Raw genomic sequence first — 26,890 nt, forward strand, 5'->3', positions numbered from 1 at the left:
TCATATGTATATTATAGCATTTAAAAGTGAGGGATGAAATATGAAGCGCCTTAAATACCAGTCAAAGAATAAACACGTTACTATTTCCCTAGATGTTTACTCTCCACGTGAGACGCTAGCAATGTGGAAACAAGACGTTAAGAAGTTCAAGACGTGGCTTCACACACCAAAGGACAAGCGCAAGAAGCTCTTTGAATTTAAGATTGAGAGGAAATAAGATGGCACTTACAGAGTCACAACATAAAGCAATCAACAGGTATCGTAGTAAGAACAAAGCACAGGTACAGTATATTAACCGCCGTTCAGTTGCTAAAAACTTTATCTTAAAGGATGCAACACAAGAAGACCTTGATATGCTATTAGACTGTATCAAACAACGGCAAGAAAAATTGAACGCTTGAGGACAGCTAACGAAATATGTTAGTTGTCTTTTTATTTACGCTGTAAAAACTGCTTAAATTGCACTAAAAAAGACGCTCTACTGTGAGAGCGCCCTTGAGATATAAATAAAACCAAAATTAATTATAACATCCCCCGCCCCCTGTTCCTCACGTTAAAGAGCGCACACATTTCAATCGTCTTACACGCAGGCGATAATTTTTAAAATTTTAGGGTAGGGGGGCTATTATTAATGATTGCTGATATATCAACAATTACATTAGCAAGAATAATTAAATCATCCCCGTTTTAGACAAAAAATATTGTTGGGGATGTTTAATCTTAAAAAATTCTGACAACAAAAATAAAAAGACTACTGAATACCAGTAGCCCACCATGCTGACAAGTTAAATTATTTTTCCGCATTTTTTCCGCAGAATTAATTAAAAATAGCGTTCTATAGTGTAAACCTAAAATTAAAAATGCTGATATATCAATGCTTTAACAACTATTGATTATCAGCAAAACTTTAGATAAAGGAGACAAGGGGATTTGAACCCCTGCACGCTTTTACACGCCTAACGGTTTTCGAAACCGTCCTCTTCAGCCACTTGAGTATGTCTCCATATCAACTTAATTATTGTAACAAAAAAATAATGTTACGTAAAGCAGTTATTAAAGTGAGGAGGCAAGGAAATATATCATTAAGAGTTCAATTTTGCGAAAATGCTTTCTTGTTGATATGATATCCTATATGTTAAAATGCATTGGATTAGAGGATAGTTATGGTAAAAAAATATTATGTAGTAAAAAAAGGACGACAGCCTGGAATTTATCAAACCTGGGCGGAATGTCAAGAGCAAGTTAGCGGATATCCTAATGCGCGTTTTAAAAGTTTTAAAACCTTAAAAGAGGCTAATGATTGGCTTAATAATCAAACGCCGCAATTGTTATCAAAAGGAAAGGCTAGCAATAGTTTCCCTTCTAATGCTATTTGGCTCTATACAGATGGTGGCTCGCGTAATCACGGGAATAAACTTGGTCAGCATGTAAAAAGTAATGACAAAGCAGCTTGGGCTTACTTAATTCAGAATGGGGAACAGGTATACACCGATACTGCAGGAGAGTATGGTGCAACTAATAATAAAATGGAAGTAACGGCTTTACTTCAGGCACTCAATAAGCTAATTGAGCTTGGGTTACAAGAAATGCCCATTATTGCGACGTTAGATTCTCATTATGTGTTAGATCCTCTTATGAAAGGCTGGTTAAGTGGATGGCAACGCCGTGGTTGGAAAACTGCAGGAGGAACAACAGTGGCAAATCAAGAATTATGGCAGGCACTTGTGAAAATATTGCCTAAATTCTCGAACCTGCATTTTGAATGGACAAAGGGGCACTCCGTTAATGTCGGAAATAACCGTGTTGATGAATTACTAAATCATACAATGGATCAGATGTAATGTACTAAATATTTGTAAATAAGGGTGAGTGAAAATGAGAATTGGTATTGATAAGATGGCTTTTGCAACAACAAATAACTACTTGGATCTTGTAGAATTAGCCGAGTCACGTAATGTTGATCCTAACAAATTTACAATTGGAATTGGACAGGATCAGCAAGCGGTCGTGCCACCAACGCAAGATATTGTTACGTTAGGTGCGGCAGCAGCAAAAAAACTTTTAACACCGTCATTAATTAAGAATATTTCAACCCTAATTGTGGCGACTGAATCAGGCATTGATAATTCAAAAGCAAGTGCAATTTATATCAAACACTTACTCGGATTAAATGATTTTACACGGACAATTGAACTGAAAGAAGCATGTTATTCTGCTACCGCAGGAATACAGTTTGCAAAAGGATTAGTAGCAATTAATCCACAAGAAACAGTATTAGTGATCGCCACTGATATAGCCCGTTATGGTTTGAATACTCCAGGAGAAGTTACACAGGGAGCCGGCGCGGTTGCCATGCTTATTTCAGCAAATCCACATATTTTAACTCTTGAAGATACGACAGTTGCTTACAGTAAAGATATCATGGACTTTTGGCGGCCTCTATACGCAACCGAAGCGTTAGTCGATGGTAAATACTCTACCAATGTATATATTGACTTTTTTAAGCAAACCTTCACTCGTTACCAGCAACTTACTGGACATAGCTTAGCTGATTTTGCTGCGCTTACTTTTCATTTGCCATTTACAAAAATGGGTAAAAAGGGCTTGGAATCAATTTTAGGAGATCGTAAAGATAGGGTGGCAAGACGTTTACGCCAACAGTTAACGGCAAGCCAAGTCTATTCAAGAAGGGTCGGAAACCTTTATACTGGTTCATTATACTTATCATTAATGTCCCTCTTACAAAACGGGTCTCTTGCTGCTGGTGATAGAATTGGGTTATTTAGCTATGGATCTGGGGCAGAAGGAGAATTCTACACTGGAATTTTAGAAGAAGGTTATCAAAAATATCTGAACGATATCGAAACAGACTTAGCACAACGTCAAAAGGTTTCGGTAACTGAATACGAAAGGTTGTTTAGTAGTCAACTAGGAATGAATAGTGAAGATATTGAATTTGACGATACGGATGATTTATCACCGTTTATCCTAAAGGGACAAAAAAAACATCAACGAATTTATGAGGTAAAATAAAAAAACGAGGCTAATTAATTGCGTTAAACGCGTTAATCAGCTTCGTTTTAATTTAGAAGATATGATCACGAAATAGACCGACAACTTTTCCCAGAATTTTTACATTATCTAAGAAAATTGGTTCCATGGTATCGTTTTCTGGTTGTAAACGGAATCGTGTTTTTTCCTTAAAAAACCTTTTACAAGTTGCTTCATTATCATCGTTCATTGCGATAACAATATCACCGTTTTTAGCAGTGGATTGTTTACGAACAATAACTTGATCACCATTAAAAATACCAGCTTTTACCATACTTGTTCCACGAATAGTAAGCATGAAAAGGTCATTATTATCTTGGATCGAAGGAGGTATCGGGAAAAATTCTGTAGCATTTTCTACAGCTAGGATCGGCTGACCAGCTGTTACAACACCGAGCATTGGAATTTCTTTTTGCATAGGTTTTACGCCTAAAATGTCCAGTCCTTTGGGAGTAATCTCAAGGGCACGTGGTTTTGAAGGGTCTTTTTGTAAAAATCCTTGTTCGATTAAGCGGGTAATATGACCATGAACGGTCGAGGTAGAAGATAATCCAACAGCGCTACAAATCTCACGAACTGTTGGCGGATAACCATGATCTTCAACTTGCTTATGAATATAATTAAGTACGGCCATTTGTTTATTTTTTGCTGGCTTTGGCATATTGACACCTCATTATTATTAATTGTGTTAAGCTTATCATAGATGAAGGTATATTTCAAACGTACGTTCGTGATTTGCATTAGTTTTATAAACTAAGTAAAATCAATTTTATCAAGGAGATGATATTAATGGCTGAATCAAAAGAACAAGATGAACTTTTGAAGCGGATTAATGAGCTGGCTCATAAAAATAAAGAAGAAGGTTTGACTGAAGAAGAAACCAAGGAACGGGAACGCTTACGAAAGAAATATTTAAAGAATTTTCGTGAAGCAATGCGGAGTAATATCGAAATGATGCGGATTTTTGATAAAGATGGTAATGAAGTTACACCAGAAAAGGTTCGTGAAGTTCAGCGTAAAAAAGGTCTTCGTGACGATTAAAAAAGATTTGGTCTTTTCAAAGAATGCTCTTTCGTGTAAGATGGATAAGTAACGAGCAAAGGAGGAAGTAATTGTGGGTATGACGATCATGCTAATGATTCTTGCACTATTAGTCGGCTTAGTAATCGGCTTCTTTGGTGCACGGAAATACATGGAAAACTACCTCCGCAATAATCCACCGATTTCGGAAGAGATGCTGCGGACGATGATGCTTCAAATGGGACAAAAACCATCAAGTCGTAAACTACATCAAATGATGCAAGCGATGAAGGCGCAAGCTAAAAAGTCAAATCGTAAGTAATATAAAAGGATGTGATTTTTATCACATCCTTTTATATTACCGCTTAATTAAAAGTCATCATTTTTAGGCTTGGGAGGCATAATGTACTTATATTGCGGATTAATTTGCTTATCCAAGTCGTCAAACGCTGCTTGCATTTGTTTTTCTAAATCTGCCTGTACTTCAGGAGTAAGGCGCTGCTTACGGTCAATATAAATTGGCTTGCCAAATGCGATATGACGTGGTTTACGTGAGAAAAGCTGCCCGAATTTTAATGGCCCTTGATAAACAGCGGGGACTAAAGGAACGTTAGCCATCTTAGCAATAACAGTAGCGCCTCCTTTTAGTTTTGAAGAATAACGAGAGCCGCTAGGAAAAATAATCGTTGACAAGTCAGTTTTTCGCAAGATTGTGACAGGCTTTTTAATCGCGGAAGGACCTGGATTTTTTCGGTCTACAGGATAAGCATTAAGGGCCCTTAGAAATTTGCTGGCAAGCGGATTTTTGAATAATTCTTTTTTAGCCATAAAACTAAATTTCTTAGGCCAGACGGCAAGTGCTAATAAAACAGGGTCCATCCATGTGCGGTGAGGAGCAACAATAATATAATTCCCCTCAGGAATATTTTCTTGATTATATATTTGGGGACGACCGTTAATTAACGTTAAAAATGGGTTAACGATCTTTACAAGAAACGTATAGAGCATTTTAATCTTCCAATCTATAAGATAATAATATTTTCGTTCATCAGTATGACGAAAAAAAAACAAACTTGCAAGTATAAAAAATTAATGGAGATAATATGGAAAGTAAAAAGATTTTAAAAAAGGGCGAACGGATTGACCAGTTATATAGCCAAGATGTTCAGATAATTCAAAATCCACAGTGTTTTGCTTTTTCGTTGGATGCAGTGTTATTGGCCGATTTTGTCCGGCCTAATCATCGTCATAAATTAAAAGTAGTTGATCTTTGTGCCGGAAATGGTGCAATTGGCATTTTTTTGCACAATAAACTTGGTGGAAATTTTAAGGAAGTAGAATTACAGCCACAGATTGCTGATATGGCCGAGCGGACGATTTTACTAAATGGTTTTCAAGATCGTTATACAGTTATTAATACTGATATTGCTAACATAAATGACTATATCCCCAAAGATTCGGTTGATATCGTTTTATGCAACCCGCCTTACTTTCCCGTTACACCACAAAGTCAAAAGAATCCCAATAAGGCCTTGGCAATTGCTCGTCATGAAATAGCAACTGATTTAGCAACAGTTGTTAAGCAAATGAGTGGCCTGCTAAAAATGAATGGACATGGATACCTTGTTCATCGTCCTGATCGCTTGGCAGAGATTCTTACTATATGTCAAAAATATAGACTGGCTCCCAAGCGATTGCGGTTTATTTACCCTAAACCAGATCGCGATGCAAACATTTTATTACTTGAGGTAATTAAAGATGGCAAGCCAGGAGGAATAAAGGTCGTTCCGCCACTAATTGTTCATGGAGAAGATGGTAAATATTTACCAGCTGTTCAGGAGCTTTTATATGGCAAGTAAAGATTATTATATTTATATATTATATTGTGCTGATGATAGCCTTTATTGTGGTTTTACTGATAATGTTGAACGTCGCTTTCATACACACCAGAGTTATCGTGGCGCAAAGTATACGCGGGTGAAGAAACGTCATCCCTTAAAACTTATTTATTCAGAAAAATTTGCGTCAAAACATGATGCATTACATGCTGAATATTATTTCAAACATCAAACTCGAAAACAGAAAGAAGAATTCTTGCGCGCACATGGTGTTAGCATTTTAAAGTTACGGAGGAATTAAAATTTATGAAGATTTACGTATACGGTGTTTATAGTGATGAGGTTCCTTATATTAAGGAATGGCAAAATGAGCATCCAGAAGTTACGGTGGCGACAACTACTGAATTATTAAACGAAAAAAGCGCAGAGCTATCAAAGGGAAGTAATGGGGTAGTCGTTTTTCAGCAAAAGCCTTATCCTGATGATGCCTTGCGGCAGTTAGCTGCTAATGGAATTACTAAAATGTCCCTGCGAAACGTAGGGGTAGATAATATCAACCACAAACTTGCAACCGAATTAGGTTTTCAAATTACTAACGTTCCCGTCTATTCGCCAGCAGCAATCGCTGAATTTTCAGTAACACAGGCGCTTAACCTATTACGACGGACGAAAGAATTTTACTTAAAACTAGGTAAAGGAGATTACAATTGGGCACCGCATATTGCTAAGGAAATGAACAAGCAAATTGTTGGGATCGTTGGAACTGGTAATATTGGATCGACTGCCGCTAAAATATTTGCAGGCTTTGGGGCAAAAGTAATTGCGTACAGCCGTCATAAAAACCCAGAATTAGATGGGATAGTTGAATATGTTGAATTGAAGGAATTATATAAACAATCAACGATTATTTCTTTATACCTCCCACATGTTCCTGCAACCGATAAAATGATTAATCGAAAAACATTTTCAATGATGAAAGATGGAGTCCTGCTCATTAATACTGCCCGTGGACCATTGGTAGATGAAGATGCGTTGATTGACGCGTTAGATACCGGTAAAGTCGGAGGTGCTGCTTTAGACGTATTAACTGGTGAAACTAAAATCTTTAACCAGCAAATTAATGAAAATGAGATTGATTATCCAGAATTTAAGAGTCTTGTCAAGCGCCCGAATGTTTTAATTACTCCTCACATTGCCTTTTATACAGATCAAGCTATAAAAAATATGGTTAAAATGAGTTTATCCGCTAATCTAGACTTAATTACAACGGGAACATCTGATAAATTAGTTAAGTTTTAATATTATAAAAGAAGTTGAGAAAAAAGCTTGTCAGTAGGCAAGCTTTTTTGTATACTATATTTCGGTGTTACACGCCAATTTCACACCCAGGATGATGGTGGTGTGGGTGCTTAGATAGTCCCGCTGCCAGAAGAAAACTGGGGAGGAAAAACAATTTGGAGGTATATTATGTCTGTTGTATCTATGAAGCAATTGCTTGAAGCCGGTGTCCACTTTGGTCACCAAACTCGTCGTTGGAACCCAAAGATGGAAGAATACATCTTTACTGAACGTAATGGTATTTATATCATTGACTTACAAAAGACTGTTAAGTTAATCGATACTGCCTACAATTACATGAAAGATGTTGCTGCTAACGGCGGAGTTGCTTTATTCGTTGGTACTAAGAAGCAAGCACAAGATGCTATTGAAGAAGAAGCTACTCGTGCAGGTCAATACTATGTTAACCATCGTTGGTTAGGTGGTACGTTGACTAACTGGAAGACTATCCAATCACGTATTGCTCGTCTAAAGGAACTTAAGAAGATGAGTGAAGACGGTACTTTTGATGTCCTTCCAAAGAAGGAAGTAGCTGTTTTAACTAAGCAACGTGAAAAGCTTGAACGTTTCCTTGGTGGTATTGAAGATATGCCACGGATTCCAGATGTTATGTTCATCGTTGATCCTCACAAGGAACAAATTGCAGTTAAGGAAGCACAAAAGTTACACATTCCAATCGTTGCAATGGTTGATACAAACACTGATCCAGATGACATTGATTACGTTATCCCATCAAATGATGACGCTATTCGTGCGGTTCGCTTGATCACTTCAAAGATGGCTGATGCTTTTGTTGAAGGTAAGCAAGGTCAAGATGACGCTCAACAACAAGAAGTTGCTGAAGACAACGCCGCTAATGAAACTGTTACTGAAGATTCATTAAAGAACTTAAAGAACAGTGTTGAAGGAAAAGAAGACTAAAAATTATTAATTCTTGGGCTGTTTTGTACGGACCATTCTGGCCTAAGTACTAAACGGCCTTTTTTCAAAAAAGATAATTAAATATAAAGGAGAGATTTCATCATGGCTGAAATTAAAGCTGCTCAAGTTATGCAATTACGTAAAAAGTCCGGTGCCGGGATCATGGATGCTAAAAAGGCATTAGTTGCTAGTGACGGCGACATGGATAAAGCGATGGATTACCTTCGCGAAAAGGGAATTGCAAAGGCAGCCAAGAAGAGTGATCGTGTTGCAGCTGAAGGTTTAGCTGATATTGCTGTTAATGGTAATACAGCTGCAATCGTTGAATTAAACTCAGAAACTGATTTTGTTGCTGCTAGTGAACCTTTCAAAGAATTATTAAATAAGGTTACTAAATTAATTAGCGAAAATAAGCCTGCTAATGTTGAAGAAGCACTAGCTATTAAGACTGAAAATGGTACATTGAATGATGACATTATCAGTACAACACAAAAGACTGGTGAAAAAGTTAGTCTTCGTCGGTTTACTGTAGTTGAAAAGGATGATAGTGATAACTTTGGTGCCTACTTACACCAAGGTGGCCAAATTGCTGCATTAGTTGTCTTAGAAGGTGCTGATGAAGCTACTGCTAAGGACGTTGCTATGCATGTTGCCGCTATCAACCCTGAATTCATGACTCGTGATGATGTTTCTCAAGAACGTCTTGACCATGAACGTTCTGTATTTAGAGAAGAAACTTTAAACGAAGGTAAGCCTGAGAAAATCGTTGATAAGATTGTTGAAGGTCGTTTAAATAAATTCCTTTCACAAATTTGCTTAGCTGATCAAGACTTCGTTAAGGATTCAGACCAAACTGTTGAACAATATGTTTCAAGCAAGAATGGTAAGTTGAAGTCCTTCATTCGTTACGAAGTTGGTGAAGGAATCGAAAAAAAGCAAGATGACTTTGCTCAAGAAGTTAAGGACCAAATGAACTAAGCGTTCGGTCATTAGGGGGACGTACTCAATGTAGTGCGTCCTTTTTTAAAAATTAGCTTGCAAATTCAAGGAGGATATCGCATGTCAGACATTAAATACAAGCGTGTTATTTTAAAGCTCAGTGGTGAAGCATTAGCTGGAGATAAAGGCTTCGGGATTAATCCGCCAGTTTTAAAGGATGTTGCGAAAGAATTAAAGGAAGTCCATGATTTAGGTGTACAAATCGCGATTGTTGTTGGTGGTGGTAACATGTGGCGTGGTGTTACTGGAGCCGAATTAGGTATGGAGCGTGCACAAGCCGATTATATTGGTATGTTAGCTACAATTATGAATGCCTTATCGTTACAGGATGCACTTGAATCAATTGGTGTTCCAACACGGGTACAAACATCAATTGAAATGCGGCAAATCGCAGAGCCTTACATTCGTCGAAAAGCAATTCGCCATTTAGAAAAAGATCGAATTGTTATCTTTGCTGGTGGTACAGGAAGTCCTTACTTCTCAACGGATACAACAGCTGCGTTAAGAGCTGCTGAAATTAATGCTGACGCAATCTTGATGGGTAAAAATGGAGTTGATGGTGTCTACTCTGCGGATCCAAATAAGGTTAAGGATGCTACCAAGTTTGATCACTTAACTCATATGGATATTATCGAAAAGAATTTGCATGTTATGGATACAACAGCTAGTTCATTGTCGATGGATAACCACATTCCATTAGTGGTCTTTAATTTAAATACACCAGGTAATATCATGAAAGTAGTAACTGGTGAAGAAGTTGGAACTACAATTGAGGGAGATTAATAATATGGCTACAGGAAAAGAAATTTTAAACGATGCCAAGCAAAAAATGGCTAAGTCAGGTGACGCATTACAACGTACATTGGCTGATATTCGTGCAGGCCAAGCTAATGCTAGCCTATTGAATTCTGTAAAAGTTGAATACTACGGAGCACCAACTCCATTAAATCAAGTTGCTTCAATTACCATTCCTGAAGCACGGCAACTTTTAATTACACCTTACGATGAGAGCGTCCTTGAGGAAATTGAAAAGTCAATCTATGCTTCCAATCTTGGTTTAACGCCCCAAAATGACGGAAGTTCTATTCGCTTGATTATTCCTCAATTAACAGAAGACCGGCGTAAGGAATTGGTTAAGGATGTTAAGGCGGAATTGGAAAAAGCTAAAGTTGCGGTTCGAAATGTTCGTCGTGAAGCGATGGATGACCTGAAGAAAGGGAATAAGAATGGTGACTTCAATGATGATGAATTCCACGATTTAGAAAAGAAGGTCCAAAATGAGACTGATGCTGGCATTAAGAATCTTGAAGAAATTGCAAATGCAAAGGAAAAGGAATTAATGGAAGGCTAGTTTCTCTAAAGGGTTGTGAACCTAATATGTGTCCACACCCTTTTATTTTGTCTAATTTTATGGCTGTAAGAGTTATACTAAAACTATGTAACAAATTGCAGCAGATTAACAAAATGAATTTTGCCTCTGGTATAATAAAGGCTATAATTAATTGGCAGGGTTTGTATTATCAGCGATAGTGTACAAAAGGCATTTTCGTTGGCCAATCCTAAGTACTGATAAAATGGAGGAACGATTAGTGTTTTCTAAAAGTAAAGATGATAAGACTAATCAGCAAATTGATATGGAAAGAATTCCAAATCATATTGCAATTATTATGGACGGCAATGGACGGTGGGCGCAAAAACGACATCTTCCGCGAGTTGCAGGTCATAAACAAGGAATGCAAACAGTAAAAAAAGTTACAATTGCTGCTAGTGAATTAGGAGTAAAGGTTCTGTCATTATATGCATTTTCGACAGAAAACTGGAAACGTCCTTCTTCAGAGGTGAGCTACCTAATGCAATTACCTGTTCGTTTCTTTTCAACTTTTGTTCCAGATTTAATAAAGCATAATGTTAAAGTAACAGTAATGGGTGACATTACAAAGTTACCAGAATCAACACAAAAAGCCGTACAAAATGCGATGGAAGACACAGCTGATTGTAACGGTATGATTCTTAATTTCGCCCTAAACTATGGAAGTCGTGATGAAATTACTCGAGCAGCAAAACAAATTGCGACAGAAGTAAAGACTGGGAAGATTGATGTTGGTGACATCGATGAAAACACAATAAGCAACCACCTTATGTCAGAGCAACTAGGTGAGTTTGCAGATCCTGATTTGCTAATTAGAACTAGCGGTGAAGAACGAATTAGCAATTTTATGTTATGGCAAATAGCTTATAGCGAGTTGGAATTTGTACCAGAACATTGGCCGGATTTTGATGGAGAATCGTTGGAAAATGCGATTAGCTTATTCCAAAGTCGGCATCGTCGGTTCGGCGGTTTAAAAAATCAATAAAATTAAGGGGATACTGTTTTGAAAACAAGAATTACGACTGCGGTAATTGCACTTGCAATTTTTATACCGCTTATTGTATATGGTCACTGGCCACTCACAATCGCGGCCGTTGCGTTAGGGATTGTTGCAATGTCTGAAATACTGGTAATGAAAAAGATGTTTGTAATTTCTTTTGAAGCATTAGTCAGTTATTTAGGGGTTGCCTTATTGATATTACCTGATAGTTGGCTTGATTTCTTGCCAAGCGTTGCAACACGGTGGTTTGGTTTTTATATTTTAGTTGTTTTGCTACTCTTACATACGGTTATTCGTAAGCAGCGTTTTACTTTTGACGATGCTGGTGTATTAACCTTAGCAATGCTTTATATCGGAATCGGTTTTCACTATTTCATTGCAGCTCGAGGAATAAATTTTCAAACTTTACTGTACGGAATGTTAATCGTATGGATCACCGATAGCGGTGCTTATCTTATTGGGCGTCAAATTGGAAAAAATAAATTAGCTCCTAAAATTAGTCCAAATAAAACATGGGAAGGATCAATTGGCGGAACGGTTGCAGCGGTTGTAATTTTAGCAATATACTGTTACTTTATCCCTGTGGGGGCTGGCTGGGTAACAATGCTATTTGTTACTTTAATTCTTTCAATTTTTGGTCAATTCGGTGACTTGATTGAATCATCCTTAAAACGTTACTACGGGGTAAAAGATTCTGGTAAGATTCTTCCGGGGCACGGGGGAATTTTAGACCGCTTTGACAGTATGTTAATCGTTATGCCAATGCTCCATTTATTAGGGATCATTTAATCATATGTAAGGAAGAGATTTTTTGATAATAACAATTATTACATTTATTATTGTTTTTGGAATCCTTGTCCTTGTTCATGAATATGGTCATTATTACTTTGCCAAGCGGGCAGGTATTTTGGTTCGTGAATTTTCAATTGGTATGGGACCAAAAATCTGGTGGAAGCGAAAAAATGGTACAACTTACACCATTCGGATTCTACCCTTAGGTGGTTATGTTCGGTTAGCTGGCGCTGATGATGAAGACCAAGATGAATTAAAGCCAGGGACACCATTAACAATTCAATTGAATGATCAAGATAAAGTTACTAGTATTAACGCCAGTGATAAAACAACTTTATTCCAAGGGATACCTCTTCAATTGGTTGCTTGCGACTTAGAAGATGGTCTTTGGATTAAAGGTTACGTTAATGGTGATGAAGACCAGTTAAAGGTTTATAGCGTAGATCATGATGCGATGATTATTGAACGAGATGGGACAGAGGTACAAATTGCGCCACGAGATGTGCAATTTCGTTCTGCAAGTTTACCAGCTCGAATGATGACTAACTTTGCTGGTCCAATGAATAACTTTATCCTATCATTGGTAGTATTTATTATTCTTGGTTTTACTTTAACCGGTGTCCCTACTAATAGTAATCAATTAGGACATGTTAATGCCGGCTCGGTAGCAGCAAGAGCAGGATTAAGCTCCGGGGATCGAATTACAAAAGTTGATGGTAAAAGAATAAGAAACTGGACTGATCTTTCTACAAGCATCTCTAGTAAGCCTGGCAAGGAAGTAGCAATTACATACCAGCGTGGTCATCAGACTCACCACACTAACTTGACACCTAAAACAGTTGAACGTGGTCACCAAAAAGTAGGACAAATAGGAATTATTGAGAAACAGGAAACTAACCTTGCAGCTCGGTTGAAATTTGGTTGGCAACAATTTATTCAAGCAGGCACATTAATTTTTAGTGTTCTAGGACATATGGTTACCCATGGATTTAGTTTGAATGACCTTGGTGGACCAGTTGCTATTTATGCCGGTACATCTCAAGCAACTTCATTGGGAATTAATGGCGTCCTAAACTTCTTAGCATTGCTTTCCATTAACTTGGGAATTGTTAACTTATTACCAATCCCAGCATTGGATGGGGGGAAGCTTTTGCTAAACATCATCGAAGCAATTATTCGCCGCCCTATTCCAGAAAAGGCTGAGGGAATTGTTACGATGATTGGTTTTCTAATCTTATTAACATTAATGGTTCTAGTAACATGGAACGATATTCAACGATATTTTATTCGGTAATTATAAAGGAGTAATATTTTTATGAAGCAGTCAAAAGTCTTAATACCAACACAAAAAGAGGCACCAAGTGATGCTGAAGCCTTAAGTCATAAAATGATGATTCGTGCAGGTTATATTTATCAGGTTTCAGCAGGAGTATGGTCATACCTTCCGCTAGCATATCGGGTTATCCGTAAAGTAGAAAATATCATCCGCGATGAAATGGATAAAGCTGGAGCAGTTGAAATGCTTATGCCTGGGTTGCTTCCAGCAGACTTATGGAAAGAATCAGGGCGATATGAAAGTTATGGAGATAATTTATTTAAACTAAAAGATCGTCGTGATCGTGATTTTATTTTAGGACCTACTCATGAAGAAACCTTTACAGAGGTTATTCGTGACAGTATCAAATCATATAAGAAACTTCCATTAGTTGTATATCAATTGCAAGATAAGTTTCGGGATGAAGATCGGCCACGATATGGTATTCTCCGAGGAAAAGAATTTGAAATGCTTGATGGATATTCATTTTCTGCTGACCAAGAAGGATTAGATGATGCTTACGATAAGCAAGCTGCTGCATATCGGAATATTTTCGATCGAGTGGGATTAAATTATAAAGTTATCCTTGCTGACTCTGGAACAATGGGGGGAAAGAACTCGCAAGAATTTTCTGCCCCTGCTGAAGTAGGAGAGGATGTCATTGCTTATACTGATGGTGACTATGCAGCTAACCTAGAAAAGGCAGTAAGTAAATTTACTGGGGTTCAACAAACAGATGACCCAGCGCCATTAGAAAAGAAAGCAACTCCTGGAGCTCACACAGTTGATGAGGCAGCTGAAAGTCTAAATATAGATCCTAACCAAGTAATCAAGTCGATGCTATACATTGCTAAAATGAGCGAAGATGAATATCAGCCAGTATTGGTATTGATGCGTGGCAACGATGAAGTTAATGAATCAAAAGTAACGAATGCTCTTGATTGTGAAGATCTTGAATTAGCTAGTGAAGAGGATGCTGAAAAATACCTTAATGCTCACCCTGGTTCACTTGGACCAGTAGGTGTTGGACCAGAGGTTAAAATTCTGGCAGATAATTATGTTAAGGTTTTAGTTAACATGGCTTGTGGGGCTAATGAAGATGGTTACCACTATATCAATGCTAATATTGATCGTGACTTCCGTGTTGATGAATTTGGTGATTTTCGTAATGTCCAAGAAGGCGAAATTGCGCCTGATGGTAAGCCGCTAAAGTTTACGGCTGGAATTGAAATTGGTCATATTTTCAAACTCGGCACGCACTATTCAAGCAAACTGGGCGCACAGGTTCTTGACAACAATGGTCGTTTAACCGATGTTATTATGGGAAGCTATGGTATTGGAGTTACTCGGCTGCTTTCTGCAGTTGCAGAACAAAATGCAGATGAAAATGGATTAGTTTGGCCGGATAGCATTGCACCGTTTGATATTCATGTCATTCCAGTTAATGCTAAAAATAAAGAACAAATGGAAATGGCAGAGAAAATTGATCAACAATTAGTCGATGCTGGATATGAAGTTTTAGTTGATGATCGTAAAGAACGGGCTGGTGTAAAATTTGCCGATTCTGATTTGATTGGTATTCCAATCCGAGTAACTGTTGGTAAGAAGGCACAAGATGGTATTGTAGAAATTAAAATTAGAAAAACTGGTGAAACTGTTGAAGTAAAGCAAGAAGAGCTAGTTAATACAATTGGTATTTTGCTTAAACAATTAAACGAAGAGAATAAGTAATTTAATTAATGTGGTTGCGATGTTGTCATAAAAAACGTTTTCGCACCACATTTTTAAGTAGGAGGATTAGAGCGTGGGATTAAATCGCCAAGAATTATTTGGAAAATTATTAGAGCAAATTCACTTTCCGGAAAAAGACAATTCAGCATTTAAGAACGCAGCAGTTCAATCCGTTGTTGTTCATAAACAATCACGATATTGGGAATTTCATCTTATTTTTAATAAGGCTTTACCATATGACCTTTTTTCACAGTTTGTTCAAAGCTTAGAAATAGGTTTTAAGGATATTGCTAAGGTAAGTGTTAAAATTAGCACACCAATGACAGCGATTGATGAAGCGCAAATTGCTAACTATTGGCAATACGTTATTAATCATTCAATTAGCGATTCACCGATGTTGCAACAAGTATGTTTACAGACCTCTCCTGAGGTTAAAGACGGTCGAGTAACATTAGTAGTCGAAAATGAGGTTATTAAAGACCTTTTAGCACAAAAAGCCTTAGATACGATTGAAAGTTCCTATCAAGAACTTGGTTTTCCAAAATTTCGGATTCATCCATTTGTTGATCAATCTGCTTCACAGGCTAAAATTAAGGAGCTTAAGGCTAAGCACGAGAAAGCAGATGCTGCGTTAGCCGCTAAGGCTGCCGCACGAATAAAAAAGAATGAAGCAAAAGCGGCAGCAAAAAAGAAAAACGCTCCCGTAGCCCCAGCTGATGGTCCAGTTCAATTAGGAAGAGTAATTGACAGTAAGCAAAATACTACCCAAATGCAAGATATAAAAGGCGAAGAACGGTCAGTAGTAGTTGAAGGTTATGTATTTAACGCCGAAATCCGCGAATTGCGGTCGGGGCGACAGTTATTAACCTTTGAAATGACTGATTATACTTCATCATTTGCGGTTAAGAAATTTTCGCGGAATAGTGATGAAGAAGCCCAATTTGCTAATATCAAAGCTGGAATGTGGCTAAGGGTTCGTGGTCCGGTTCAAGAGGATACTTGGATGCGCGATCTAGTAATAACCGCTTATGATGTTAATCAAATCAGCCATACTGAACGTCAAGATAAGGCGGCAGAAGGTGACAAGCGGGTAGAACTTCATACTCATACGACAATGAGTCAGATGGATGCAACTAATTCAATTACTGAACTTGCAACGCGAGCTCATAAATGGGGGCATTCAGCGATTGCAGTGACAGATCATGGTAATGTTCAAGCGTTTCCAGAGGCATTTAGTGTTGCTCAAAAAACGGGAATTAAAATGTTATATGGAATGGAGGCCAATGTTGTTGATGATGGTATCCCGTTAGTATATAACGAAAATCACCAACTACTTGCTCATCAAACTTATGTAATCTTTGACGTTGAAACAACCGGTTTGTCAGCAATCTATGACAAAGTAATTGAGCTCTCGGCGGTTAAAATGCAGGATGGTAATGTTCTGGAACGATTTGACGAATTCATTGATCCTGGTTTCCCACTTTCGGAACAGACGACTAACTTAACCAGTATCACAACAGAAATGGTACAAGGATCCAAAACAGAAGAAGAAGTTTTTCAAATGTTTAAGGATTTTTGTAATGGCTGTATTATTGCAGGACATAATGTCTCATTTGATATGGGATTTATGAATACGGGATATGAGCGCCATAAGATGGGCAAAATTGCCGAACCGGTTATTGATACACTTCCTTTGGCCCGTTTCCTATATCCTGACATGCGTGGTTACCGTTTAAATACTCTTAGTAAAAAGTTTAAGGTTGCATTGGAACACCACCACCGAGCTAACTACGATTCTGAAGCAACTGGACATTTACTCTATAAGTTCTTAAAGGATGCCGAAGCACGTTATGATATCAAGTATGTTGATGATCTCAATAAGCACATGGAGGAAAACAACGCATATCGGCATGCCCGGCCATTCCATGTTACAATTTTTGCGCAAACACAAGCGGGACTAAAAAATTTATTTAAGCTAGTGTCATTATCAAACGTCGAGTATTTCTATCGGGTTCCGCGGATTCCACGGACAGTCCTCACAAAGTATCGGGAAGGTCTATTGTTAGGAACCGCTTGCTCCTCGGGAGAAGTATTTACTGCTATGATGGAAAAGGGTTATCCACAAGCAATGGAAAAGGCTCGCTATTATGACTTTATAGAAGTTCAACCTAAGCCTAATTATGCTCCATTACTAGAACAACATGTAATTGCTGATGAATCTCACCTTGAAGATATTTTGAAGAACATGGTTAAATTAGGGGATGAACTTGAAAAGCCGGTAGTGGCAACAGGAGATGTTCATTACCTTGATCCGCACGATGGAATTTATCGTAAAATTTTGATTAACTCTCAAGGAGGAGCAAATCCCCTAAATCGAACCGAGCGACCAGATGTGCATTTTCGGACAACTGATGAAATGTTAAATGAGTTTGCCTTTCTTGGCGCAGAAAAAGCCCATGAAATAGTAGTAGAAAACAGTAATAAAGTTGCAAACGAAATAGGTGATATTCGACCGGTAAAAGATAAGCTATACCCTCCACACATGAAGGGGGCCGAACAGGAAATCCAAGATCGGACCTGGAATACTGCGCGAAAATGGTATGGGAATCCTTTACCGCAATTAGTTAAAGATCGAATTGAGCTGGAGCTGAATAGTATTGTTAAAAATGGTTTCTCTGTCCATTACTTAATAGCTCAACGTTTAGTTGCCAAATCAAATAAAGACGGTTATTTAGTTGGTTCACGGGGATCTGTTGGTTCAAGTGTTGTTGCTACGCTTTCAGGAATCACAGAAGTTAATCCATTACCACCTCATTACCGATGTCCTAATTGTCAATATAGTCATTTTTATACACAAGGTGAATATAGTTCAGGATTTGATTTACCCGATAAGAAATGTCCTAAGTGTGGTACTTTAATGGTTAAAGATGGTCATGATATTCCGTTTCAAACTTTCCTTGGCTTTAAGGGAAATAAGGTGCCGGATATTGATTTGAACTTTTCTGGTGATTATCAACCAATTGCCCATAACTATATGAAAGTTCTTTTTGGCGAGAAAAATGTATTCAGGGCCGGAACAATTGGTACTGTTGCAGATAAAACTGCTTATGGGTATGTGAAAGCTTATGAGCGCGACACTGAGAAAGAGTTTCGAAAAGCAGAGGAAGATCGTTTAGCCAAAGGAGCCACAGGTGTAAAGCGGACAACTGGGCAGCACCCAGCGGGGATCATAATTGTTCCAGATGATATGGATATCTATGATTTTACCCCAGTTCAGTATCCTGCCGATGACCAAACTGCCGCTTGGGAAACGACGCACTTTGATTTCCACTCTATTCACGATAATATTCTCAAGATGGATATTTTAGGCCATGATGATCCGACAATGATTCGTGCCCTTCAAGACCTTTCGGGAATTGATCCACAGTCAATTCCGATGGACGATCCCGGAGTGATGGCACTCTTCTCTAGTCCTAAAGTTCTCGGTGTAACCGAAGAGCAAATACAAAGTAAAACTGGAACTTTAGGGTTGCCGGAATTCGGTACCCGCTTTGTTCGCGGGATGCTAGAAGATACTCATCCGAAGAATTATTCGCAGTTACTCCAGATCTCGGGGCTATCTCATGGTACTGGTGTGTGGTTGGACAATGCTCAAGAATTGATTAAACAAGGAATTGCGACAATTGCAAACGTTATTGGATGTCGTGATAACATTATGACCGACTTGATCCACTATGGGCTAGATTCGGAAATTTCATTTCAAATTATGGAACATGTGCGAAAGGGACGCGGGATTCCAGAAGACTGGCAGAAAAAGATGCATGAAGCAAACGTACCACAGTGGTATATGGATTCTTGCTTGAAGATTAAGTATATGTTCCCACGTGCACACGCGGCAGCCTACGTTTTAATGGCCCTGCGGATTGCCTATTTCAAAGTTTATTTCCCACTGGTTTATTATTGCGCATTTTTCTCTGTCCGTGCTGATGATTTCGACGTTGTTGCAATGTCTCATGGAAAAGATGCCGTAAAACAACGGATGAAGGAAATTAATGATAAAGGTAATGACGCAAGTGCAAAGGAAAAGAACTTACTAACGATTCTTGAATTGGCAAATGAGATGCTGGAACGGGGCTTTAAGTTTAAGATGGTCGATATTGAAAAATCTGATGCCTCTAATTGGCTAATCGATGGCGACGCATTAATTGCTCCATTTCGTGCGGTTCCTGGTTTGGGATTAAATGTTGCTAAGCAGATTGTTGCCGCCCGTGAGGAACGACCATTCTTATCAAAAGAAGATTTAGCTGAACGGGGAAAGGTATCACAAACGCTTATTGATTTTCTGACCGATAATCATGTGCTGGATAAATTGCCGGATGAAAATCAACTTAGCTTATTTTAAGGCATAATAAATTAGCTAGTTTAAGGTCATTACTTGCTAGTAATCAGCATACATGTTACAATTATTTATGGTAAATAACTCGTGGGAGTGAGCAGTGATGCTCGCTCTTTTTATTGCAGATAATGGAGGTGACACGTTTGAGCAGTGTTGTTGAGACTGTTACAGATCTTGTAACGCCAATTTTACAGGACCATGGTTTTTACTTATACGATTTAGAATTTGTAAAAGAAGGTAAGAGCTGGTACCTCCGCGTTTATATTGACAAGGACGGCGGAATTACAATTGAAGACTGTGCTATCGTTAGCGATGAATTGAGTGAGGCATTAGATAATGTTGAGCCGGATCCGATTCCGCAGGCCTACTTTTTAGAGGTTTCCTCGCCTGGAGCAGAGCGGCCGTTAAAGAAGGAAGAGGATTATCAACGCGCTATTGATCATTATATTCATGTTTCTCTTTACCAACAGATTAATGGTCAAAAAGTATACGAAGGTACACTAACACAATTATCTGAAAAAGAAATTACGTTGGACTACCTAGATAAGACTCGTCATCGGCAAGTATCGATTGATCGTAATAAGATCGCGCAGGCCCGATTAGCGATTAAATTTTAATATAAAAGGAGTGTTACAAGGTGAGTAAGCCAAAAATTAATACCGAAATGATTGGCGCCCTCAATTATCTTGAAAAAGAAAAGGGTATTAAAAAGGAAGTTGTCATTGAAGCACTTGAACAGGCATTGGAATCAGCATATAAGCAAAATTATGGTGATAAAAATGTTGAAGTTGAATTTAATTCATTGACTGGCAATATCAAGGTATATGCTGTTAAAACTATTACGGACGATGAGGAAGCAGTTGCAGCTGATAGCAATGAATTTATGAGTTTAGCTGATGCCCGAAAACTTCCTCATGGTCAAGGTTATGATATTGGTGATGAAATCCGGGAAGAAGTAACACCACGCGACTTCGGACGGATTGCGGCACAAACAGCTAAGCAAGTTGTAATGCAACGACTCCGTGAAGAAGAACGAAAGATTGTTTACGATAAATATAAGACATATGAAAATGAAATTATTACGGGGGAAGTATCCCGTGAAGATAAGCGCTTTACATATGTTGACTTAGGTGATGGAGTTGAAGGGGCAATGGGATTCCGAGATAAAATGCCGAATGAACATTACCACGTCCATGACCGGATTCAAGTATACGTATCTAAGGTCAATGATGATCGGCGGGGTCCCCAAATTTTTGTTAGTCGGACTGCTCCAGAATTACTGAAACGGTTATTTGAACGGGAAGTTCCGGAAATCAAAGACGGAACAGTTTTAATTGAAAATATTGCCCGTGAAGCTGGTGATCGTGCCAAAGTAGCAGTATATTCTAATGATCCAAACGTTGATCCTGTAGGAACTTGTGTTGGCCCACGTGGTTCTCGTGTTCAAGCGATTGTTAATGAACTTGATGGCGAAAACATGGATATTGTGGAATACGTTAAAGATCCGGCTAAGTTTATTGCTAATGCTCTAAATCCAGCAGAAGTGTTAGATGTTATCTTTAATGATGACAAGCCAACTAGTGAAAACGAGGGTGTTGATACTGACGAAGATACAGCAACTGAAGAACAAACTGAACGTTCATGTACGGTAGTAGTGCCAGATAATCAACTTTCTTTAGCTATTGGTAAGCGCGGACAAAATGCACGGTTAGCAGCACGGTTAACTAAGTACAAGATCGATATTAAGTCTGCTTCCGAAATGGAAAATCAAGAAACAGAAGATTCAGCAATTGATTTAGAAGAAACTCAAGATATTGATGAGAGTGAAGACTAATAACTAGTTATAAGGCAGCGGGGTGAAATGATGAAAAAGAGAAAAATACCGATGCGTAAAGATATAGTTACCGGTGAAATGATGCCAAAGCGACAGTTAATTCGGGTAGTAAAGAATAAGGAAGATCAGGTTTCCTTAGATCCAACCGGAAAAAAGCCTGGTCGAGGGGCATATATTGCTGTTGATGTTGATATTGCAAAACGTGCTAAGAAAGAAAAAACTTTTGAGAAAGCCTTTCATGTTCAATTAGAGGACACGTTTTACGATGAATTGATCAAGTATGCTGACCACTTACAGGCACGGCAAGAATTATTTGGCAATGATAAATAATGAACAAAAGATTCTCAACCTCCTTGGAATTACCCGCCGGGCGGGCCAGCTTCAAAGTGGTGAAGAAATCGTCTTAAAGAAAATTCAAACTCAAAAGGCAAAGTTTGTGTTCTTAGCTTCAGATGCTGGAAAGGCTAGTAGTAAAAAGATCAGTGATAAATGTAAATTTTACAAAGTCCCCTTTTCAACATTATTTACTAAGAGCCAGCTCAGTCAGGCAACGGGACAATCACGAACCGTTTTTTGTGTGATGCAATCAGGTTTTGCAAGAAAGTTTGAGGAACTATTAACAATGGAATAAGGAGCGTGAGCATATGGCCAAAGAACGAATTTATGAATTAGCTAAGGAATTAAAAATGCCTAGCAAGGACCTGGTTAATGTGGCCAATCGGCAAGGTATGGAAGTTAAAAGTCACATGTCTTCTGTCACTCCAGACCAAGCACAACAATTACGTAAGCTTGTAAAGGGTGAACAAACAACCAACAATCACCAACAATCACCAAAGCATGTTCAACATAGTGCAAATAAAAAGCAAGGCAACAATAATCATCATGCTCAAAATAATGCTCAGCATCATGAAAAAGCACAAAATGAACAGCCGCATAAAAAGAGCAATCAAGGCGGCAATGAAACAAAGGACAACAACCAACGTCATAATAATAACAATGGTCGTTTTGGCGGTAGCTTAAATAATAATGGTAAGCGCTTCAATAAGAAAAATAAGAAAAACAAGAAACATAATAAGAATAAGCGCTTAAGAGAAGTTACTCATAAGCAACCAACTCAACGTAAGGACAAGCCGCTTCCAGAAGTGCTTGAATATACTGATGGGATGAATGCACAAGACCTTGGAAAGATCCTTCACCGTTCCCCAGCAGAAATTGTCAAAAAACTATTTATGCTTGGTGTAATGATTAACCAAAATCAGTCGTTGGATAAAGATACTATTGAATTATTAGCGACGGATTATGGCATTGAAGCAAAAGAAAAAGTCCAAGTTGACGTTTCAGACATTGATAAGATGTTTGAAGATGAGCAAAATAATACTGAAAATCAAGTTTCACGTCCGGCAGTTGTTACTGTAATGGGACACGTTGACCATGGTAAGACCACTTTGCTTGATAAACTACGTCATTCTCATGTTACTGAACATGAGGCAGGGGGGATTACTCAAGAAATTGGTGCCTACCAAGTACATTATAATGACCATTTGATTACGTTCCTTGATACACCAGGACACGCAGCCTTTACTGAAATGCGTGCCCGGGGAGCTAACATTACTGATATTACAGTTTTAGTTGTTGCAGCTGATGATGGTGTGATGCCACAAACTATTGAGGCTATTCACCACGCACAAGCGGCCAATACGCCTATTATTGTAGCGGTTAATAAAATTGATAAACCAGGTGCCAACCCAGACCGAGTAACAGAAGAATTATCAAAATATAATTTGATTCCAGAAGACTGGGGTGGTGACACCATCTTTGTTAAGATTTCTGCTAAGTTCGGTAAGAATATTGATGAATTGCTAGATATGATTTTACTGCAAGCGGAAATGATGGAATTAAAAGCTAATCCAGACCAAAATGCGGCGGGCTCGGTTGTTGAAGCACGACTCGATCAAGGTCGGGGCTCAGTTGCTACCATCCTTGTTCAACAAGGTACACTTCATGTTGGAGATCCAATTGTTGTCGGTAATACTTTTGGTCGTGTTCGGACAATGACTAACGAAAATGGTCGTCGAATTAAGGAAGCAACTCCATCTACACCAGTTGAAATTACTGGGTTAAATGAAGTCCCAGAAGCGGGAGATCGGTTTGTCGTCTTTGATGATGAAAAGACTGCTCGTGCGGCTGGTGAAGAACGGGCAAAACGAGCAATGGATAAGGAACGGCAAAAGACTTCTCACGTGACATTAGATAATTTATTTGCCACAATGAAGAAGGGGCAAATGAAGACTCTTCCAATCATTATTAAAGCCGATGTTCAGGGTTCAGTTGAGGCCTTAAGTCAAAGTTTGCAAAAAATTAAAGTTGATGGCGTTAGAGTAGATATTATTCATCAAGCCGTTGGTGCAATTAATCAAAGTGATGTTACTTTAGCCGAGGCTTCAAATGCTGTTATCATTGGTTTTAATGTTCGTCCAACCGCAGTAGCTAAGACATTAGCTGATTCTAATAGTATTGATATCCGTCTTCACCGGGTTATTTACGATGCTATTGAAGAAGTTGAAGATGCGATGAAAGGGATGCTTGAACCTGTTTATAAAGAAGAAACGATTGGTCAAGTTGAAGTTCGTCAAATCTATAAGGCTTCTAAAATTGGTACTATTGCGGGAGGAATGGTTATTTCCGGTAAAATTACCCGCGATGCTAAGGTACGCTTAGTTCGTGACGGTGTTGTTATTTATGAAGGTGAATTAGGTAGTCTTAAGCGTTTCAAAGATGATGTCAAAGAAGTTAAACAAGGGTATGAGTGTGGTTTAACAATTGAAAATTACAACGACATTAAGGAAATGGATGTTATTGAAGCTTACAAGATGAAAGAAGTTCCAGTTAAGTAAAGCTGAGGAGAGATAAAAATGCCAAGTAAACAATATCGAGTAGATCGTCTAGCTCAAGAGATACAAAAAGATGTTGATGAGATTTTGTTGAAGCGGGTACGTGACCCTCGAGTACAAAATGTTACCATTACAGGCGTAGATGTTACTGGTGATCTCCAGCAGGCAACAATTTACTATAGTATTTTATCTGACCTAGCATCAGATGCTGAAAAAGCACAAGCAGGATTGGATAAAGCAACTGGTCTAATTCGTAGTGAATTAGGCGCCCGTCTTAATATTTTTAAGACTCCAGAAATTAAATTTGTAAGAGACCCATCAGTTGCTTACGGAAGTCGAATTGATCAGCTCATTAACGATTTACACAAAAAAGAAAATAATTAGTAAAAAAGCTGGTGAAGGATTAATATTTTCTTCCCAGCTTTTTTGGAGGATTAACGAATGGATGGAATACTTCCTTTATATAAAGAACGCGGAATGACAAGTTTTGCTTGCGTTAGTCGTTTACGCCAAATTTTAAAAACAAGGAAAATTGGTCATTCTGGCACACTTGACCCGGATGTTGCAGGAGTTTTACCGATCTGCATTGGTAATGCAACGAAAGTAGTTGATTATTTGATGCAGTCTGGTAAACAATATCAAGGTGAATTGTTAATTGGCTTTTCAACAACCACGCAGGACCTTGATGGAGAAAAAATTGCTGAAAAACCAGTTGAAACTGAAATTTCAAGCAAAAAAATTAAAGCAGCAATGGCGAAGTTAACCGGAGCTATTACACAAATTCCGCCAATGTATTCTGCAGTAAAAGTAAACGGGAAAAAGCTTTATGAATATGCCCGTGCCGGTGAAACCGTTGAACGGCCTAAACGACAAGTAGAAATTAAAAAGTTTGAGTTATTAAGTTCCAAATATGATAAAAAAAATAAGCAACAACGAATTCGTTTCAATGTTGAATGCAGCAAAGGAACTTATATTCGCACGCTTGTTGTTGAGTTGGCGCAACAGTTAGGATATCCTGGTGTTATGAGTATTTTAACCCGGCTAAAAAGCGGGGGCTTTACACTTGAGCAAACGCTTAGCTTGGCTAATGTTCAGGATGCAGTAGCAACGCAAACGCTACAACAGTATATGTATCCTCTTGACTACGCCCTAAAGGAATATCCTCAAATAACAATTCAAATGCCTCAATGGAAGAAAGTCCAAAATGGCGGCTGGCTTTCTCCCAACGAACTGAACACAAACGAGCAGGAAATTGTGTTATTATTTGATGGTCAGGTAAAAGCGTTGTATCATTTCGACACCAAAAATAAGATGTATAAGCCGACGAAAATGTTTGCAATTAAGTAAGGAGAGTGGAATGTGTGCAGGTCATTAAGATACGCCATCCATTGAAGGAAGAATTGATTCCGTCAGGTGATGTTGTGTTAGCAATGGGCTTCTTTGATGGTGTTCATCGTGGACATCAAGCAGTGATTGCGCGTGCACGAAAAATTGCGAAAAAAAAAGGATTACCACTTGCTGTTTTAACCTATGACCATGCTCCTGGGATTGTTTATCGTCAATATAAGGGGGGCTTTAAATACTTATCAACAGTAAATAGAAAATTGGAGCTGTTGGAGAAATTAGGGGTCGATATTGTTTACCTAGTAAGCTTTACATCTGCGTTTGCTAACTTAGTACCGCAACGGTTTGTTGATCAGTATTTAATAGGTTTTCATGCGCAAACGGTAGTTGCCGGATTTGACCATACTTATGGCTTAGCTGAAATTGCGTCAATGGATTTGTTACCTAAATATGCAGCCAATCGGTTTGAAGTTGTAACAGTTCCTAAGTTTACAGAAAATGATAGCTCCCGAAAAATTGGTTCACGAGAAATTCGTCAGCTTATTGATAAGGGCAACGTGAAAGCTGCTAATGATGCCCTAGGTTATACTTACCAGACAACGGGGTTAGTGGTTCATGGCTTAGCGCGAGGCCGGACTCTTGGGTTCCCGACGATTAATATTGAGTATCCAGAAGAAGAACGAATTCCGGGGATTGGGGTATATGCTGTAAGTGTCAAAATAGGCAATAATTGGTATAACGGCATGGCTAGTGTAGGCCATAATATAACTTTTGGCGATAGCAACCAATTAACGGTGGAGATCTATCTCTTTGATTTTCACCAAATGGTATATGGTGAAGAGGTGTTAGTTCACTGGCATGATTATCTTCGTGGAGAAGAAAAATTTGCTGGCGCTACGGAATTGGTAGCACAAATGAGACAAGATGAACAAAACGCGCGAAAAATATTGGATACTATAAAAAATAAAGAGATTTGAGATGGTCATTATATTGGGCGATATGCCACGACATTCTCAAATCTCTTTTTTAGTGGCTCTTCGTCAAGAAGTAC

Annotated in this window: 28 protein-coding genes and 1 tRNA gene; 26 read left to right on the top strand and 3 right to left on the bottom strand. The window is 38.4% G+C overall.

Annotated elements, in window-relative coordinates; all coding sequences use genetic code 11:
- Positions 1-40: 40 nt before the first annotated feature.
- Both DTK66_RS09390 and DTK66_RS09395 read left to right on the top strand, forming a co-directional pair.
- Complete coding sequence (locus DTK66_RS09390) at positions 41-217, top strand: hypothetical protein (protein WP_019253933.1); 177 nt, start codon at positions 41-43, stop codon at positions 215-217.
- A gap of 1 nt (position 218) precedes the next feature.
- Positions 219-401 carry a hypothetical protein gene (locus tag DTK66_RS09395; RefSeq protein WP_191668499.1) on the top strand — a complete coding sequence of 61 codons (183 nt, stop codon included), beginning with the start codon at positions 219-221 and terminating at the stop codon, positions 399-401.
- A 514-nt stretch (positions 402-915) separates the two neighbouring features.
- On the opposite strand, the gene DTK66_RS09400 is transcribed toward DTK66_RS09395, so the two are convergent.
- Positions 916-1,003 (bottom strand) — tRNA-Ser (locus DTK66_RS09400).
- Between the two features lie 160 nt (positions 1,004-1,163).
- Here DTK66_RS09400 and DTK66_RS09405 point away from each other — a divergent pair.
- Together DTK66_RS09405 and DTK66_RS09410 are read left to right on the top strand one after the other, a co-directional pair.
- Positions 1,164-1,841 (top strand): ribonuclease H family protein, encoded by a 678-nt coding sequence (locus DTK66_RS09405; RefSeq protein WP_191668500.1) that lies wholly within the window; start codon positions 1,164-1,166, stop codon positions 1,839-1,841.
- A 34-nt stretch (positions 1,842-1,875) separates the two neighbouring features.
- Positions 1,876-3,033, top strand: coding sequence for a hydroxymethylglutaryl-CoA synthase (locus tag DTK66_RS09410; protein WP_191668501.1), 1,158 nt, complete (start codon positions 1,876-1,878; stop codon positions 3,031-3,033).
- Between the two features lie 52 nt (positions 3,034-3,085).
- Here the strand turns inward: DTK66_RS09410 and lexA are convergent, their stop codons facing one another.
- Complete coding sequence (lexA, locus tag DTK66_RS09415) at positions 3,086-3,712, bottom strand: transcriptional repressor LexA (RefSeq protein ID WP_153930568.1); 627 nt, start codon at positions 3,710-3,712, stop codon at positions 3,086-3,088.
- 128 nt (positions 3,713-3,840) lie between these two features.
- Here lexA and DTK66_RS09420 point away from each other — a divergent pair, with 128 nt between their 5' ends.
- Together DTK66_RS09420 and DTK66_RS09425 are read left to right on the top strand one after the other, a co-directional pair.
- Entirely contained in the window at positions 3,841-4,092 is a 252-nt protein-coding gene (locus DTK66_RS09420; protein WP_153930567.1) for a DUF896 domain-containing protein, read from the top strand.
- A gap of 73 nt (positions 4,093-4,165) precedes the next feature.
- Positions 4,166-4,393 carry a YneF family protein gene (locus DTK66_RS09425; protein ID WP_003666855.1) on the top strand — a complete coding sequence of 76 codons (228 nt, stop codon included), beginning with the start codon at positions 4,166-4,168 and terminating at the stop codon, positions 4,391-4,393.
- 47 nt (positions 4,394-4,440) lie between these two features.
- On the opposite strand, the gene DTK66_RS09430 is transcribed toward DTK66_RS09425, so the two are convergent.
- Positions 4,441-5,079: a lysophospholipid acyltransferase family protein gene (locus DTK66_RS09430; protein ID WP_191668502.1), complete on the bottom strand. Its 639-nt coding sequence runs from the start codon at positions 5,077-5,079 to the stop codon at positions 4,441-4,443.
- A gap of 95 nt (positions 5,080-5,174) precedes the next feature.
- On the opposite strand from DTK66_RS09430, the gene DTK66_RS09435 reads away from it, so the two are divergent.
- The 20 genes from DTK66_RS09435 (at position 5,175) to ribF (ending at position 26,816) form a co-directional block, all read left to right on the top strand.
- On the top strand, positions 5,175-5,930 hold the full coding sequence (locus DTK66_RS09435; protein WP_153930565.1) for a tRNA1(Val) (adenine(37)-N6)-methyltransferase: 756 nt from the start codon (positions 5,175-5,177) through the stop codon (positions 5,928-5,930).
- Complete coding sequence (locus DTK66_RS09440; RefSeq protein WP_191668503.1) at positions 5,920-6,210, top strand: GIY-YIG nuclease family protein; 291 nt, start codon at positions 5,920-5,922, stop codon at positions 6,208-6,210. The genes DTK66_RS09435 and DTK66_RS09440 overlap by 11 nt, the downstream gene beginning before the upstream one ends.
- A gap of 5 nt (positions 6,211-6,215) precedes the next feature.
- On the top strand, positions 6,216-7,208 hold the full coding sequence (locus DTK66_RS09445) for a D-2-hydroxyacid dehydrogenase (protein ID WP_191668504.1): 993 nt from the start codon (positions 6,216-6,218) through the stop codon (positions 7,206-7,208).
- A gap of 168 nt (positions 7,209-7,376) precedes the next feature.
- Positions 7,377-8,168: a 30S ribosomal protein S2 gene (gene rpsB, locus DTK66_RS09450; RefSeq protein ID WP_153930880.1), complete on the top strand. Its 792-nt coding sequence runs from the start codon at positions 7,377-7,379 to the stop codon at positions 8,166-8,168.
- Positions 8,169-8,270: 102 nt separating this feature from the next.
- Entirely contained in the window at positions 8,271-9,146 is an 876-nt protein-coding gene (tsf, locus tag DTK66_RS09455) for a translation elongation factor Ts (protein ID WP_153930879.1), read from the top strand.
- 81 nt (positions 9,147-9,227) lie between these two features.
- Positions 9,228-9,950, top strand: coding sequence for a UMP kinase (gene pyrH / locus DTK66_RS09460; protein ID WP_153930878.1), 723 nt, complete (start codon positions 9,228-9,230; stop codon positions 9,948-9,950).
- Between the two features lie 4 nt (positions 9,951-9,954).
- Positions 9,955-10,518 (top strand): ribosome recycling factor, encoded by a 564-nt coding sequence (frr, locus tag DTK66_RS09465; RefSeq protein ID WP_191668505.1) that lies wholly within the window; start codon positions 9,955-9,957, stop codon positions 10,516-10,518.
- Between the two features lie 223 nt (positions 10,519-10,741).
- Positions 10,742-11,521 carry an undecaprenyl pyrophosphate synthase gene (gene uppS / locus DTK66_RS09470; protein WP_153930884.1) on the top strand — a complete coding sequence of 260 codons (780 nt, stop codon included), beginning with the start codon at positions 10,742-10,744 and terminating at the stop codon, positions 11,519-11,521.
- Positions 11,522-11,539: 18 nt separating this feature from the next.
- The gene (locus DTK66_RS09475) at positions 11,540-12,325 is read left to right on the top strand and encodes a phosphatidate cytidylyltransferase (RefSeq protein ID WP_153930876.1); all 786 of its coding nucleotides are present in this window, start codon (positions 11,540-11,542) and stop codon (positions 12,323-12,325) included.
- A gap of 22 nt (positions 12,326-12,347) precedes the next feature.
- Complete coding sequence (rseP, locus tag DTK66_RS09480; protein WP_153930875.1) at positions 12,348-13,622, top strand: RIP metalloprotease RseP; 1,275 nt, start codon at positions 12,348-12,350, stop codon at positions 13,620-13,622.
- Between the two features lie 21 nt (positions 13,623-13,643).
- The gene (locus DTK66_RS09485; RefSeq protein ID WP_153930874.1) at positions 13,644-15,374 is read left to right on the top strand and encodes a proline--tRNA ligase; all 1,731 of its coding nucleotides are present in this window, start codon (positions 13,644-13,646) and stop codon (positions 15,372-15,374) included.
- A gap of 73 nt (positions 15,375-15,447) precedes the next feature.
- Positions 15,448-19,776 (top strand): PolC-type DNA polymerase III, encoded by a 4,329-nt coding sequence (locus DTK66_RS09490; protein WP_191668506.1) that lies wholly within the window; start codon positions 15,448-15,450, stop codon positions 19,774-19,776.
- Between the two features lie 137 nt (positions 19,777-19,913).
- Positions 19,914-20,387, top strand: a complete 474-nt coding sequence (gene rimP / locus DTK66_RS09495) for a ribosome maturation factor RimP (protein WP_191668507.1) — start codon at positions 19,914-19,916, stop codon at positions 20,385-20,387.
- 20 nt (positions 20,388-20,407) lie between these two features.
- Entirely contained in the window at positions 20,408-21,604 is a 1,197-nt protein-coding gene (gene nusA, locus DTK66_RS09500; protein ID WP_191668508.1) for a transcription termination factor NusA, read from the top strand.
- 30 nt (positions 21,605-21,634) lie between these two features.
- Positions 21,635-21,934 carry an RNase P modulator RnpM gene (rnpM, locus tag DTK66_RS09505; protein WP_153930882.1) on the top strand — a complete coding sequence of 100 codons (300 nt, stop codon included), beginning with the start codon at positions 21,635-21,637 and terminating at the stop codon, positions 21,932-21,934.
- Complete coding sequence (locus tag DTK66_RS09510) at positions 21,924-22,235, top strand: YlxQ-related RNA-binding protein (protein WP_153930872.1); 312 nt, start codon at positions 21,924-21,926, stop codon at positions 22,233-22,235. Before rnpM ends, DTK66_RS09510 begins: the two co-directional genes overlap by 11 nt.
- Before the next feature lie 13 nt (positions 22,236-22,248).
- The gene (infB, locus tag DTK66_RS09515; RefSeq protein WP_153930871.1) at positions 22,249-24,498 is read left to right on the top strand and encodes a translation initiation factor IF-2; all 2,250 of its coding nucleotides are present in this window, start codon (positions 22,249-22,251) and stop codon (positions 24,496-24,498) included.
- An 18-nt stretch (positions 24,499-24,516) separates the two neighbouring features.
- Positions 24,517-24,879, top strand: a complete 363-nt coding sequence (gene rbfA, locus DTK66_RS09520; RefSeq protein WP_153930870.1) for a 30S ribosome-binding factor RbfA — start codon at positions 24,517-24,519, stop codon at positions 24,877-24,879.
- Between the two features lie 57 nt (positions 24,880-24,936).
- Complete coding sequence (truB, locus tag DTK66_RS09525) at positions 24,937-25,842, top strand: tRNA pseudouridine(55) synthase TruB (protein ID WP_191668509.1); 906 nt, start codon at positions 24,937-24,939, stop codon at positions 25,840-25,842.
- Positions 25,843-25,856: 14 nt separating this feature from the next.
- Positions 25,857-26,816, top strand: a complete 960-nt coding sequence (ribF, locus tag DTK66_RS09530) for a riboflavin biosynthesis protein RibF (RefSeq protein WP_191668510.1) — start codon at positions 25,857-25,859, stop codon at positions 26,814-26,816.
- Positions 26,817-26,890: the final 74 nt, after the last annotated feature.

Origin of the sequence: Limosilactobacillus walteri (genome assembly GCF_014830205.1) — a bacterium.
Classification (GTDB): Bacteria; Bacillota; Bacilli; order Lactobacillales; family Lactobacillaceae; genus Limosilactobacillus; species Limosilactobacillus walteri.